This is a genomic window from Roseobacter sp. S87, assembly GCF_055693285.1.
Genome location: NZ_JBVFTR010000004.1, coordinates 3,723,327 through 3,735,338, shown reverse-complemented (window position 1 = coordinate 3,735,338; position 12,012 = coordinate 3,723,327). Strand labels below are relative to the sequence as shown.

Here is a 12,012-nt window from a genome sequence, read left to right as displayed (position 1 = left end):
ATGCTACCCGTGCTCGTCACGCAGCAACAAAAGCAACGCCAGCACTGTCAGCGCCACACCGGCCGCCACCAGCGGCGGTGGCGGGCTCTTGCCCTGCGCCACTTCCCAGATGATCACCCAGGTCGGCGTCAGATAGGTGTAGGCCATGACCTTGGCACTGGGCAGGCGCAGACTGGCATACTGCAGCAGGACAAAGGTCGCCGCCGAGGCAAAGACGGCCGTATATAGTATCGTGACCCAGACGATGCCCGGCAGATCACCCCAGGGCGTCGCCCGCAGGTCACCCCACCCCCAGAACAGCAACAGCACAGCGCCCGCCACAAGCGTGCCAAAGGTGGACACCACGGGCGATTCACCCCGGTTCAGACGGCGCACCATGGGCGTGTAAAACGCATGGCTCACACAGCCCGCGAAATAGATCAGCTCGCCGCGCCCCACCTCGAACGCCCGGAAAGCCGCAAAATCCGCCCGGAAGATGACCCAGAGCGCCCCGACGGCTCCGATGCTGAGCGCCAGCGCCATACGCGGTGTCGTGACCTGACGCAGCAGCAGCCATCCGAAAATACCGGCGACGACGGGCGTCAGCGTAAAGACGGCCGCCGCACTCACAGGCGGCGCAGTTTTCAGCCCCTCAAACATCAGCACGAAATAAATGCCCAGCAGCGCGCCCAGCACGATATACCGCCACGGCGCGCGGACCGTCCCGCGCGGCAGTCCGCGTGTGGCCAGCAGGGCGGCACCGATCACCAGCGCCGCAATCACAAAGCGCACTGCGTTAAGTGCTGCCGGTTCGATATCATTGGCCGCCTGTGCGCCCAGCGAGAACGACCCCGCCACCAGCGCAGAAAAAGCCAGCATGGCCGCATGGCCGCGCAGCACAGGTGTCAAAGCGTCATACTTTCCAGTCCCGCGACTGCTCTTTGAGGAATGTGAGGAACGCCTGGACCTTGGTTGTCCGGTGCAGGTCCACATGCGTCACCAGCCACAACGGCCCGGCCCAGCCATCCTCGCGCGGGTGTACCTCAACCAGGCTGTCGTCCTGCTGAGCATCGAACACCGGCATGAACCCAATCCCCGCACCGGCCCTGATCGCAGCCTCCATCGCGCGGGTATCCGTGCTCCGGAACGTCAGCGAGGCCGACGGTGCATTCTGGCGCAGCCACCTTTCAAACGGCGCCCGGCTGTCATCTGCATCCTGCGCGACGAACCGGTGGCGTCCAAAACTCTGAACCCCGTCCGGTTTGCCATGTTGTTCGATATACCCACGGCTGGCGTAGAGCCCCATCTTCTGCTCGTGGAACGGCTGAACGACATTGTCGGGCTGATCGGGCACCGTGCCCGCCCGGATCGCGACATGCGCCTCTCCATATTCCAGCCGGAAAAGCCGCGCGCCGGTCAGGTACCGCACGATGACTTCGGGATGCTGCCGCTGAAAATCCGCGAGCAGCGGCGCCATGCGGGGCGCAATACTGATCAGCGAGGTAACCACCAGATCACCCGACACATCATTGCCGCGTCCCTTGATACGGCCCGCAAGCTGGCTGAACTGATCGTCGGTGGCCTGCGCGACCCGCAGCAGATCCTGACCGGCCTCTGTGGCCGTGTACCCCCGTGCATGGCGCTGGAACAGTTTCACGCCCAGCCGCCCCTCAAGCGCGTCGATGTGCCGGATAACAGTGGCGTGGTGCACGCCCAGCACATCCGCCGCACCGCTGACCGTGCCCATGCGCGCAACCTGAAATGCGGTTCTGATTTCGTCCCAGTTGTCCACCGGTGTCCCCCTGAATGTCCCCTCGGTGTGAATTCACCTGAAGGTCGGGAAAGATGTGCGGAATTGCAAGAATCTTTTGAAATGAACAGCATATCCCTGTGAATCTGAACGGTTGCCGCTGTCGAAATCTCACACTGAGTTCAGAAATGCACATTATCTGTTCGAAAAGTTATGTTGAGTGCGAATTTGTTTCGCCCATATTTGACTGCAGAGATGCAACCGCACCCCAACAAGGATACCTGACATGACACAGAACATTCTTCAGATTGATGCCTCCGCCCGCCTGAACGGCTCCACAACACGCCAGCTGACCGCGAAAATCTCAGACCGTCTGGGTGGCACGGTCACGCACCGCGACCTCAGCGAGGCCATTCCCCAGATCAATGAGACCTGGGTGAATGCAAACTTCACACCCGCCGATCAGCGTACCGAAGCCCAGCAGCAGGCTCTGGCCCTGTCCGACAGCCTGGTGGCGGAACTCAAAGAGGCAGATGTCCTCGTGATCGGTGTTCCGGTGTATAACTTCGGCGTTCCCGCGGCGCTCAAAGCATGGGTCGATCAGATCGCCCGCGCCGGCGTGACCTTTAAATATACAGAAAACGGCCCCGTCGGTCTGCTCGAAGGCAAACGCGCCGTGATCGCGCTCGCCACAGGCGGGACACCCGTCGGCTCTGACATCGACTTTGCCTCGGGCTATATGCGCCACATCATGGGCTTCATCGGCATCACCGACGTCGAAATCGTCGCGGCCGACCGCCAGATGGCCGATGCCCCCGCCGCCATCGCGGCAGCAGAGGAAAAGATCGAAAGCCTCGCGGCCTGATCCTGCAACCTCCCGATATGTGCAAGTTCAAAGGGTGTACGCCGGTCGTGCACCCTTTTTCGTGCCGCTCCCTGAAATCGTCACATTGCTGCGTCAGGGTAGTGCCGTGAAAATCGTGACCGACACGCCTGACCGCCTCGTGCTGGAATACCGGCCCTGGATGCTCGCGCTGGGGCTCGCTGGCCTATGTGTCTTTATGATGTGGGTCGCGCTGGACGCCTGGAACAGCGGCGACAAGGGAACCGCCGGGCTTGTGCTGGTGATCATCGCTGGCCTGCCGGGACCCGCCCTCTGGTTTGCAACAGAACGCGTTCAGGTGGTTTTTGACCGCCGCGAAGGGCACTGCATCCTGCGCCGCAAACGCCTGACAGGCTATCACACCGAAAGTCATCCGCTCGCCCGCATCACCCGTGCCATGGTGCAGACACACAAGGGCGGTCACGACGATCCCGACAGCCACCGTGTTGCCCTGGTGATCGGCCCTGACAGCCTGGAAAACCGCCACGGCCTGACCCGCAGTTACCGCAGTGGAAATGGCGCGGACGAGACCGTGTCCCGGGTCAACGCATGGCTTGACTCTGTGCGGCAACAGGCCTAGACGACCCCATCAATTCCGGAAGCGTCAGACTTCCGGTCCCGGACCCTTCCGGGATCGCCCCCCACCAGCGAGTTTCGCCCGTGGGGGCAAAGTCCGTTGGCTTTGACCCCCACGAAAGAACAGTGGGCGGGGGCATTTGTGAACTTACCGCGGCATCCCTACATCAGGGATATCCCGCAACCGACAATGAAAGGGGCCACGGCCCATGTTTGAAAACCTGTCCGAACGCCTTGGTGGCGTCTTTGACCGCCTGACCAAACAGGGTGCTCTGTCCGACGAGGATGTCGCCACCGCCCTGCGTGAGGTGCGCGTGGCCCTGCTGGAGGCGGATGTCTCCCTGCCCGTCGCCCGCGATTTCGTCAAAGCCGTCCAGGAAAAGGCCACCGGACAGGCCGTCACCAAATCGATCACGCCCGGCCAGCAGGTCGTCAAGATCGTACATGATGCCCTGATTGACGTGCTGAAAGGCGCCGAAGACCCAGTGCGCGCTGAAAATCGACAACCCGCCCGCACCGATCCTGATGGTTGGTCTGCAGGGTTCCGGTAAAACCACCACAACCGCCAAGCTCGCCAAACGCCTGAAGGAAAAAGAAGGCAAGCGGGTGCTCATGGCCTCGCTCGACGTGAACCGCCCGGCGGCGATGGAACAGCTTGCGATCCTCGGCACCCAGATCGGCGTCGACACACTGCCCATCGTCAAAGGCGAAGACCCCGTCGCCATCGCGAAACGCGCGAAGACTCAGGCGGGCCTGGGTGGCTATGACGTCTATATGCTGGATACGGCGGGCCGCCTGCACATTGACCAGGAACTGATTGCTCAGGCCGCCGCCGTGCGCGATGTGGCCAACCCGCGCGAAACGCTGCTGGTGGTTGACGGGCTGACCGGACAGGACGCGGTCAACGTGGCCACCGAATTCGACGACAAGATCGGCGTCTCGGGCGTCGTGCTGACCCGGATGGACGGGGACGGGCGCGGCGGTGCGGCCCTGTCGATGCGGGCTGTGACCGGCAAGCCCATCCGCTTTGTGGGTCTGGGCGAGAAAATGGACGCCATCGAGACCTTCGAGCCGGACCGGATTGCCGGCCGGATCCTCGGCATGGGCGACATCGTGGCCCTCGTCGAAAAAGCGCAGGAAACGCTCGAACTGGAACAGTCCGAGAAGATGGTCAAACGCATGATGAAGGGCCACTTCACAATGAATGACCTGCGCATGCAGCTGGAACAGATGCAGAAGATGGGCGGTATGCAGGGCATGATGGGCATGATGCCCGGCATGAACAAAATGGCCAAACAGGTCGAAGCCGCCGGGATCGACGACAGCATCATCAAACGCCAGATCGCGCTCATTCAGTCGATGACCAAAAAGGAACGCGCCAACCCGCAGATCCTTCAGGCCAGCCGCAAAAAGCGCATCGCCAAAGGTGCTGGCATGGAAGTCTCCGAGCTGAACAAGCTTCTCAAGATGCAGCGCCAGATGGGCGACATGATGAAGAAGATGGGCAAAATGGGCAAAGGCGGCATGCTGAAACAGGCCATGAAGGGCATGTTCGGCAAGGGCGGCCCAAGCCCCGAGGAAATGGCCGCCGGTATGGACCCCAAAGCGCTGGAGGCCGCCGCGAAACAGATGGGCGGCAAGCTGCCCGGCGGCATGGGTGGTATGGGTGGCGGCATGCCCCTGCCTCCCGGTCTCTCCGGCTTCGGGAAAAAGAAATAAGCGTCATGATTTCCTGCACGGTCAGATACGAAATCGATCCCGCAAAGCTCGCGGATTTCGAGGCCTACGCCCGCTTCTGGGTGTGGAAGGTGCCGCAGCTGGGCGGCATCCATCACGGCTATCATCTGCCGCATGAAGGCCCGAACGACATCGCCTACTGCCACTTCTCCTTCCCGTCGCTTGCCGCCTACGAGGATTACCGCGCAAAGATGTGGGAAGACGCAGACTGCCTGCGCGCCTATGACTTCGCGACCCGCACCGCCTGCATCCGCCGCTACGACCGCTCCTTCACCCGCCCGGTGACAGATGGCGCGAACCTGCCGGAGACCATCTGACATGACCGCCTGGCCCGTCCTGACAACAGAACGCCTTGTGCTGCGCGCGCCCGTTCCCGCGGACGCCGACCGGTTCATTGCATTCTATCAGACGGACCGCGCGCGCTTTGTCGGCGGCCCTATGACGCCCCGCCAGGCCTGGAACTTCTTCGGCACCGAAATCGGCCACTGGGCAATCCGCGGCTTTGGCATGTTCACCGTCACCCGCAAAGGGTCGGACACGCCCCTTGGGATCGTCGGTCACTGGTACCCGCTGGGCTGGCCGGAAACCGAAATCGGCTGGGTCCTCTTTGACCCCGCAGACGAAGGCCAGGGCATTGCGCGCGAAGCGGCAGAGGCCTGCATCGCCCACGGCTGGGAAACCCTCGGCTGGCAGACAATGGTCAGCTACATCGACAAAGGCAACGACGCCTCGGTCCGCCTCGCTGAACGGCTGGGCTGCACGCGGGACACAGACGCCGCCATCCCGAACCCGGAAAAAGAGGTCTTTGTCTACCGTCACCCGCGTCCGGAGGGCCTGCAATGACCTTCGCCTGCGAGACCCCGCGTGATGGCGCAGCAGCACGCTTTGCGCTCAGCCTGCAGAACCAGCTGCCGACACTGCGCACCGAACGTCTGCTCCTGCGCGCCCCGCGCGTGACCGACTTCGAAACCTATGCGCAGATTGCCTGCAGCGACCGTGGCACCCACCTGGGCGGTCCGATGACCCGCGAAGATGCCTGGGCTGATTTCGCACAGATGACTTCCACCTGGCTGCTGCACGGTCACGGCATCTGGACCATCGGGCACGCAGGCAGCATTGCGGGCTTCGTGCTGCTGGGTTTCGAGCCCGGCGACCAGGAACCCGAACTGGGCTTTGTCCTGACGGCGGACGCCGAAGGCCAGGGACTGGCCACAGAGGCCGCCACCGCCGCCCGCGCACATGCCTTCGGCACGCTCGGCTGGTCCACGCTGGTCAGCTACATTGACCCCGCAAACACACGCTCCCGCGCCACCGCCCGCCGCCTTGGCGCAATCATGGACGGCATGCAGGACGAAGCCGAAGTCTGGCGCTACCACCGCGGGGGGCGCCCCGCATGATCTGCCAACACACCATCCGCCTTCTTCTGGCCCGAAATATCCCCGCCGGAGGCACCCGTCCGCGCAACCAGGCCACCCGGCCGGAGGAGGCGCAATGAGCACGACACTCATCCCCGTTCTGGAGACGAAACGCCTGATCCTGCGCGGCCCCGAGCCCGAGGACTACCCGGATTTTCAGGCGACGTTCACCAGCTACCGTGCGCGGTTCATGGGTGGCCCGCTGAACGCCTACGAGGCCTGGATGCTCTATGCGGCCGAAATCGGCCACTGGCAGATCCGCGGCTATGGCATGTGGATGATCCACGACCGCGAGACCGACAAAACCTACGGCATGGCCGGCGGCTGGAAGCCTGCGAAATGGCCCGAGGCCGAGATCGCCTGGGTGATCTGGCCTGATATGGCCGGCAAGGGCTACGCGCTGGAGGCAACCCATGCGGTGCGCGGCTATCTTTATGAACACTGCGGCTGGGACACGGCGGTCAGCTACATCGACCCCAAAAACCTCGACAGCATCCGGCTTGCCGAACGCCTTGGCGCCACAAAGGACCCGCAGGCGGAAACCATCGACGGCAACGACGCGGTCTACCGCCATCCGTCACCTGCCGCGCTCGCAGGCTCACAGCTGGCGCATGGTATCGAAATGGAGATCAGTCACTACGCTGATCCGATGTTCCGGCCGAAAGGATGGGCCCTTGACTGATCCTTACACCACCGTACGCCGCGCACCGACGCAAAACCGACGTGATACCGACGCCGTACCGACGGCACACCGACGCCCTTCCGGAGACACCAAATGACCGATGCCGTAACCCGCGCCGCAGAGGTGCTCAAAGAGCACCGCGCCTCCATTGACCGGCTCGATGCGATCCTCGTCTATACGCTGGGCGAGCGTTTCAAACACACGCAGGCTGTGGGGAAACTCAAAGCCACGCACGACCTTCCCCCGTCCGATCCCTCCCGCGAAGCGGCGCAGATCGAGCGGCTCGAAGAATTGGCAAACCAGGCCGATCTGGACCCTGAATTCGCCAGGAAGTTTCTGAACTTCATCATCGCTGAAGTCATTCAGCACCACCGAAAACACCAGAACTAGCGCACCTTTGGTGCGGTAACTCCAAGCGCACCTTTGGTGCGGTAACTCCAAGCGCACCTTTGGTGCGACAACATCAATCCTGAGAGGCTCCGGCCTCATCTAAAAAACACCAAGAGGAAAACACACCATGGCTATGAAAATTCGTCTCGCCCGCGGCGGCTCCAAAAAGCGCCCCTTCTACCGTATTGTTGCAGCAGACAGCCGCATGCCGCGTGACGGCCGCTTTATCGAAAAGCTGGGCACCTATAACCCGCTGCTGCCCAAAGACAGCGAAGAGCGCGTGAAAATGGACGTCGAGCGCGTTCAGCACTGGCTGTCTCAGGGCGCACAGCCCACAGACCGTGTGGCCCGTATGCTGGAAGCCGCCGGCCTGAAAGAGAAGTCCGAGCGGAACAACCCGCAAAAAGGCACACCCGGCAAGAAAGCCCAGGAACGTGCTGAAGAGAAAGCCGCCAAGGCTGCCGAAGCTGCTGCACCCGCAGAAGAAGCACCGGCGGAAGAATCCGCAGAATAAGCGGCCGGGCCCCCTGTCCCCACCGGGACAGTGCCCTGAACGAACAGGCATCGCCCGCAGCGCGCGGGCGGTGCACACCTCCACCAGCCTGGCAGGCCAGACATGTTCCGACCGGTCCGCACCCTGATCCTGGTGCTCCTGACTTTTTTCGCTGGTATCATGTACGAGCGCGCCATCCAGTCAGACAATTGTCTGGACCGTGGAGGCGCCATGTCCGAAGGCCTCTGCATTGGAGTGGACGAATGAGTGACAGCAAAATCTGTGTCGGTGCCATCGGCGGCGCATATGGTGTCCGCGGTGAGTTGCGGATCAAAAGCTTCTGTGCTGTGCCCGAGGATATCGAAACCTACCGTCCCCTGACCACCGAAGACGGCGCGCAGCGTTTTCATCTGGCCATCGTGCGCCCGATCAAAAACGGCTTTGCCGCACGGATCGCCGAAATTACCTCCAAAGAAGAGGCCGACGCCCTGAAAGGCGAACGGCTGTATGCCACCCGTGACCAGCTGCCGTCACTGCCGGACGATGAATATTATCATACGGATCTGATCGGTCTTGATGTGTTCGACACCGGCGGCGTTCTGCTGGGCCGCGTGAAAGTTGTCCAGGATCACGGCGCGGGTGACCTGCTCGAAGTGCAGCGACCGGGATCATCGGAAACGGTCCTGCTGCCTTTCACGCTGGCGGTGGTCCCCACCGTCGATCTCAGCGCAGGGCGCATCGTTGCTGACCCGCCCGACGGGCTTTTCTGATGACAGACAAGCCACGCAGCCACGGGCGCAAAGTTATCCGCCCGACGCTCACGCCCCGGTCTCTGATGGATGGTGGTGATGAGCTGGCCGGTGTCTGGCAGGCGCGGATTGTAACCCTCTTTCCTGATGCTTTTCCCGGTGTTCTGGGCCAGTCGCTGACCGGCAAGGCCCTGCAGGAAGGCAGGTGGCAGCTGCACACGCACGACCTGCGGGAATTCGGCATCGGCAAGCACCGCAATGTCGATGACACGCCCGCCGGCGGTGGTGCCGGAATGGTCCTGCGCGCCGATGTTGTCGGTCCTGCACTGGCGCAGGCACAGTCCCACGCGCGCGGACGCTGGCCGGTGCTCTATATGTCTCCGCGCGGAAGGCCATTTGACCAGGCAATGGCGCGCGATCTGGCCCGTTGCGACGGTGTCACGATGCTTTGTGGACGGTTCGAGGGTGTGGACGAGCGGGTGCTGGAACATTTTGATGTCACCGAGGTTTCGCTCGGTGATTTCGTGATGACCGGCGGTGAACTGGCCGCGCAAGCCATGCTGGACGCCACCGTCCGCCTGCTGCCGGGCGTGCTGGGCAATGCGCTCAGCACGGTCGATGAGAGCCACTCAAACGGGCTGCTGGAACACCCGCAATACACGAAACCACCCGTCTGGGAGGGGCGTGAAATTCCGCCGGTCCTTCTGTCCGGCAACCATGGCGAGATCGAAAAGTGGCGGCGCAACCAGTCCGAGTCGCTGACACAGGTCAGGCGCCCCGATCTTTGGTCAGCCAGGGGCAACAATCCCGAAAAATGAGTCGGATTGGCAACACAAACGCCCCTCAGGCCCAGATTGCGCCACGAAATACGGACAATTTGACAAAAACCTGACAGATTCAACTCCAATAATAAGTCGCACAAGACGACGGGAGAGGATCGATGCTTAAGCTGCTCAATGCACTTGCCGGAAACGAAACGCACGTCACGGTGCAGGAAATAAAATACTCCCGCTTTGACCACGCGCACCAGCGCGAGCGCATCGTGCGGAGCGCATCGGTCAGGCCAGCACCACGCGTTGTGGAAACCCCGGAACCGGTCGCCACCCCTGAACCTGCAGTCGATATGATGGCGCAGCTCTATTGCGAAAGCAGTATCTCAACGTCGGTGTTGCGTAACGCCCTGCCCAACCGGTTCGCCTGACGGGCTGACGCCCCCGGACCTCTGATGGCCGGCGCTGAAAACCGGGCCGGAATACTGTGGGCCCGGGCGATCCTGTGGTCCATTCTGCCCACTGAGCTACAGCTTTGCAGACCGGGCCCACCCCCGCAGCAATTTTGGATGCGCAGGCTTGATCTGCCTGCCATTTCGCCCTAGAACGCGCCCGACCGGAATCGCAATGGTGGCTCCGGTCCGTTTTCTTATGGGAAACGTGAACCAAGGAATGATGTTTGTATTCTCCCGGCGGGCGCACCACGCGGACCCGAACACAGACCGGAAGCTCTGAAACGCGCAAAACTTCGTGGACCAACCACGAGCAGTATAGGAGACGATCAGATGGATCTGATTGCACAGCTTGAAGCGGAACAGATTGCCGCTCTGGGGAAAGACATCCCTGACTTCCGCGCCGGCGACACCGTCCGCGTCGGTTTTAAAGTGACCGAAGGCACACGCACCCGTGTGCAGAACTACGAAGGCGTCTGCATCGCGCGCAACAACGGCAGCGGCATTGCTGGCTCGTTCACCGTGCGCAAGATTTCCTTTGGTGAGGGCGTGGAACGTGTGTTCCCCCTGCACTCCACAAACATCGACAGCATCACCGTTGTCCGCCGTGGCCGTGTCCGCCGCGCTAAACTGTACTATCTGCGCAGCCGCCGCGGTAAATCCGCCCGTATCGCCGAGAACAGCAACTACAAGCCCCGCTCGGGCGCCAGCGCATAAGGACCTGACCGATGAAAGCAGATACACATCCCGATTATCACATCATCGACGTCAAAATGACCGATGGTACTGTTGTCCAGATGAAATCCACCTGGGGTGCCGAGGGCGACCAACTGGCCCTGGACATCGACCCCTCTGTGCACCCTGCATGGACCGGCGGTTCGTCCCGCCTGCTGGACACCGGTGGCCGCGTGTCCAAGTTCAAGAGCAAATACGCAGGTCTGGGTTTCTGATTTCCCTGCCAGACGCGACAAACAGAAAGGCTGTCCTTTGGGCAGCCTTTTTTCATGACCGCACCAGAGCCGGCGCGGTAGGCATAGATGATTCTGAAATGGCATGCGTTCCTGGCAGCACGCCCTGAAACGCCGATGGCAGTTTTCCCGTCATGGTTTAAATTCCCCTCAGCCGCAGAACGGTTCTGCCGAAAATCCGGTCATTTTCACCAGACCCGGCTCTGACATCAGAGTAAATTTGTTTAAAATAAGACGGAACTTTGATAAGATCGAACCGGGATACTTTTTTCAGGGGACTATTATTATCATGTTAAAAAAACTTCTCTCAGTCGCTTTTGCGGCCGGCCTTATGGCGACGGGCGCGTCTGCTGCGACACTGACAAACGGCTTTACCTTCGGGGTCACGGAAGGCAGTGGCCAGAACCGTGCGACCGTTGTCGGCACAACCGATCTTGACGTTGATTCGACAAGTCCGATCAGTCTTGGCACGCTCAGCGCTGGCGACATCTTCGGCATTTATGGCCGGATTGTCGGTGCGGTTGACCGCTTCAGCTTTACGTTCAAGGCCGCAAAGGATTTTGAAATTGCCTTCGATCTGGACGGCTACGAAGTTTTCGACTCCGGCAAATCCGGACCCACGTCTTTCGTTGAGACCTCCGGTCTGATCAACCAGGCACTGCTTGGGAACGAAAACAACACAGGCGGTAAACGTGTCAAGTTCTCGCTCGCCGGTGCGGGTGGCACCGATGAGACGTTCCGCACGACCAACCTTTTCGGGCCGTCGGTAACGGATGCAGATCGGGTTCTTTTCACCGGGACTGAGGGCGGTTTTTACACGTTCTCGATTGACGGTCTGGGTGAGAATACCGCGGCACTCTACGACATCAACATCACAACAACACCGGTGCCGCTTCCGGCGGGTGTGCTGCTGCTGGTTACAGGTGTTGCCGGTCTGGGCTTTATGCGCCGCAGGAAGACCGCCTGACAGAACGACATATCCGGAATATGAAAGAGCGGTCCATGGGGCCGCTCTTTTTCTTTGTGCCCCGAAATCGACCTACTACCGGACAGTGCTGTATTTGAGTCACTTCGGCGGTTGCACAGTTGGCCGATATCTTTCATCTGTCTGCCACCGCTCATATAGTGCGGCGCAACAGAGGCTGTGCCAGACAGCCGGGGCAAAGGA

The 12,012-nt window shown here is 61.4% G+C and carries 17 protein-coding genes and 1 pseudogene; 16 read left to right on the top strand and 2 right to left on the bottom strand.

Going from position 1 to position 12,012, the window contains the following annotated elements; translation table 11 throughout:
* Positions 1 to 3: 3 nt before the first annotated feature.
* On the bottom strand, positions 4 to 888 hold the full coding sequence (locus tag ACZ1HA_RS19435; protein ID WP_472715067.1) for a DMT family transporter: 885 nt from the start codon (positions 886 to 888) through the stop codon (positions 4 to 6).
* A 4-nt stretch (positions 889 to 892) separates the two neighbouring features.
* On the bottom strand, positions 893 to 1,771 hold the full coding sequence (locus tag ACZ1HA_RS19430) for a LysR family transcriptional regulator (protein ID WP_472715066.1): 879 nt from the start codon (positions 1,769 to 1,771) through the stop codon (positions 893 to 895).
* Between the two features lie 244 nt (positions 1,772 to 2,015).
* Here ACZ1HA_RS19430 and ACZ1HA_RS19425 point away from each other — a divergent pair, with 244 nt between their 5' ends.
* The 16 genes and pseudogenes from ACZ1HA_RS19425 to ACZ1HA_RS19350 all read left to right on the top strand — a co-directional run bounded on the left by ACZ1HA_RS19425 (position 2,016) and on the right by ACZ1HA_RS19350 (position 11,811).
* Complete coding sequence (locus ACZ1HA_RS19425) at positions 2,016 to 2,594, top strand: FMN-dependent NADH-azoreductase (protein ID WP_472715065.1); 579 nt, start codon at positions 2,016 to 2,018, stop codon at positions 2,592 to 2,594.
* Positions 2,595 to 2,700: 106 nt separating this feature from the next.
* The gene (locus tag ACZ1HA_RS19420) at positions 2,701 to 3,192 is read left to right on the top strand and encodes a hypothetical protein (protein WP_472715064.1); all 492 of its coding nucleotides are present in this window, start codon (positions 2,701 to 2,703) and stop codon (positions 3,190 to 3,192) included.
* 205 nt (positions 3,193 to 3,397) lie between these two features.
* Positions 3,398 to 4,907 (top strand): annotated as a pseudogene (gene ffh, locus ACZ1HA_RS19415) (signal recognition particle protein).
* A gap of 5 nt (positions 4,908 to 4,912) precedes the next feature.
* Positions 4,913 to 5,242 carry an NIPSNAP family protein gene (locus ACZ1HA_RS19410; RefSeq protein ID WP_375229067.1) on the top strand — a complete coding sequence of 110 codons (330 nt, stop codon included), beginning with the start codon at positions 4,913 to 4,915 and terminating at the stop codon, positions 5,240 to 5,242.
* 1 nt (position 5,243) lies between these two features.
* Complete coding sequence (locus ACZ1HA_RS19405) at positions 5,244 to 5,768, top strand: GNAT family N-acetyltransferase (RefSeq protein WP_472715063.1); 525 nt, start codon at positions 5,244 to 5,246, stop codon at positions 5,766 to 5,768.
* Positions 5,765 to 6,322 (top strand): GNAT family N-acetyltransferase, encoded by a 558-nt coding sequence (locus ACZ1HA_RS19400; RefSeq protein ID WP_472715062.1) that lies wholly within the window; start codon positions 5,765 to 5,767, stop codon positions 6,320 to 6,322. The genes ACZ1HA_RS19405 and ACZ1HA_RS19400 overlap by 4 nt, the downstream gene beginning before the upstream one ends.
* Before the next feature lie 94 nt (positions 6,323 to 6,416).
* Complete coding sequence (locus ACZ1HA_RS19395) at positions 6,417 to 7,022, top strand: GNAT family N-acetyltransferase (RefSeq protein ID WP_472715061.1); 606 nt, start codon at positions 6,417 to 6,419, stop codon at positions 7,020 to 7,022.
* 93 nt (positions 7,023 to 7,115) lie between these two features.
* Positions 7,116 to 7,412 (top strand): chorismate mutase, encoded by a 297-nt coding sequence (locus ACZ1HA_RS19390; RefSeq protein WP_375229069.1) that lies wholly within the window; start codon positions 7,116 to 7,118, stop codon positions 7,410 to 7,412.
* A 127-nt stretch (positions 7,413 to 7,539) separates the two neighbouring features.
* A complete protein-coding gene (gene rpsP, locus ACZ1HA_RS19385; RefSeq protein WP_375229070.1) occupies positions 7,540 to 7,926 on the top strand; it encodes a 30S ribosomal protein S16 in 387 nt (128 codons plus the stop codon).
* Between the two features lie 102 nt (positions 7,927 to 8,028).
* Complete coding sequence (locus tag ACZ1HA_RS19380; protein ID WP_472715060.1) at positions 8,029 to 8,172, top strand: hypothetical protein; 144 nt, start codon at positions 8,029 to 8,031, stop codon at positions 8,170 to 8,172.
* The gene (gene rimM, locus ACZ1HA_RS19375; RefSeq protein ID WP_472715059.1) at positions 8,169 to 8,675 is read left to right on the top strand and encodes a ribosome maturation factor RimM; all 507 of its coding nucleotides are present in this window, start codon (positions 8,169 to 8,171) and stop codon (positions 8,673 to 8,675) included. The genes ACZ1HA_RS19380 and rimM overlap by 4 nt, the downstream gene beginning before the upstream one ends.
* Positions 8,675 to 9,472 (top strand): tRNA (guanosine(37)-N1)-methyltransferase TrmD, encoded by a 798-nt coding sequence (trmD, locus tag ACZ1HA_RS19370; protein WP_375229073.1) that lies wholly within the window; start codon positions 8,675 to 8,677, stop codon positions 9,470 to 9,472. Before rimM ends, trmD begins: the two co-directional genes overlap by 1 nt.
* Positions 9,473 to 9,594: 122 nt before the next feature.
* Complete coding sequence (locus tag ACZ1HA_RS19365; protein ID WP_472715058.1) at positions 9,595 to 9,855, top strand: hypothetical protein; 261 nt, start codon at positions 9,595 to 9,597, stop codon at positions 9,853 to 9,855.
* 354 nt (positions 9,856 to 10,209) lie between these two features.
* Positions 10,210 to 10,593: a 50S ribosomal protein L19 gene (gene rplS, locus ACZ1HA_RS19360; protein ID WP_375229075.1), complete on the top strand. Its 384-nt coding sequence runs from the start codon at positions 10,210 to 10,212 to the stop codon at positions 10,591 to 10,593.
* Positions 10,594 to 10,604: 11 nt separating this feature from the next.
* Positions 10,605 to 10,826 (top strand): 50S ribosomal protein L31, encoded by a 222-nt coding sequence (gene rpmE / locus ACZ1HA_RS19355; RefSeq protein WP_472715057.1) that lies wholly within the window; start codon positions 10,605 to 10,607, stop codon positions 10,824 to 10,826.
* Between the two features lie 307 nt (positions 10,827 to 11,133).
* Positions 11,134 to 11,811, top strand: a complete 678-nt coding sequence (locus tag ACZ1HA_RS19350) for a VPLPA-CTERM sorting domain-containing protein (protein WP_472715056.1) — start codon at positions 11,134 to 11,136, stop codon at positions 11,809 to 11,811.
* Positions 11,812 to 12,012 lie beyond the last annotated feature (201 nt).

Coding starts and splice junctions, on each gene's coding strand:
- trmD (WP_375229073.1), top strand. CDS start 8,675: ATGACAGACAAGCCACGCAGCCACGGGCGCAAAGTTATCCGCCCGACG.
- ACZ1HA_RS19405 (WP_472715063.1), top strand. CDS start 5,244: ATGACCGCCTGGCCCGTCCTGACAACAGAACGCCTTGTGCTGCGCGCG.
- ACZ1HA_RS19410 (WP_375229067.1), top strand. CDS start 4,913: ATGATTTCCTGCACGGTCAGATACGAAATCGATCCCGCAAAGCTCGCG.
- ACZ1HA_RS19400 (WP_472715062.1), top strand. CDS start 5,765: ATGACCTTCGCCTGCGAGACCCCGCGTGATGGCGCAGCAGCACGCTTT.
- rplS (WP_375229075.1), top strand. CDS start 10,210: ATGGATCTGATTGCACAGCTTGAAGCGGAACAGATTGCCGCTCTGGGG.
- ACZ1HA_RS19425 (WP_472715065.1), top strand. CDS start 2,016: ATGACACAGAACATTCTTCAGATTGATGCCTCCGCCCGCCTGAACGGC.
- ACZ1HA_RS19380 (WP_472715060.1), top strand. CDS start 8,029: ATGTTCCGACCGGTCCGCACCCTGATCCTGGTGCTCCTGACTTTTTTC.
- ACZ1HA_RS19390 (WP_375229069.1), top strand. CDS start 7,116: ATGACCGATGCCGTAACCCGCGCCGCAGAGGTGCTCAAAGAGCACCGC.
- ACZ1HA_RS19350 (WP_472715056.1), top strand. CDS start 11,134: ATGTTAAAAAAACTTCTCTCAGTCGCTTTTGCGGCCGGCCTTATGGCG.
- ACZ1HA_RS19395 (WP_472715061.1), top strand. CDS start 6,417: ATGAGCACGACACTCATCCCCGTTCTGGAGACGAAACGCCTGATCCTG.
- rpsP (WP_375229070.1), top strand. CDS start 7,540: ATGGCTATGAAAATTCGTCTCGCCCGCGGCGGCTCCAAAAAGCGCCCC.
- rimM (WP_472715059.1), top strand. CDS start 8,169: ATGAGTGACAGCAAAATCTGTGTCGGTGCCATCGGCGGCGCATATGGT.
- ACZ1HA_RS19365 (WP_472715058.1), top strand. CDS start 9,595: ATGCTTAAGCTGCTCAATGCACTTGCCGGAAACGAAACGCACGTCACG.
- rpmE (WP_472715057.1), top strand. CDS start 10,605: ATGAAAGCAGATACACATCCCGATTATCACATCATCGACGTCAAAATG.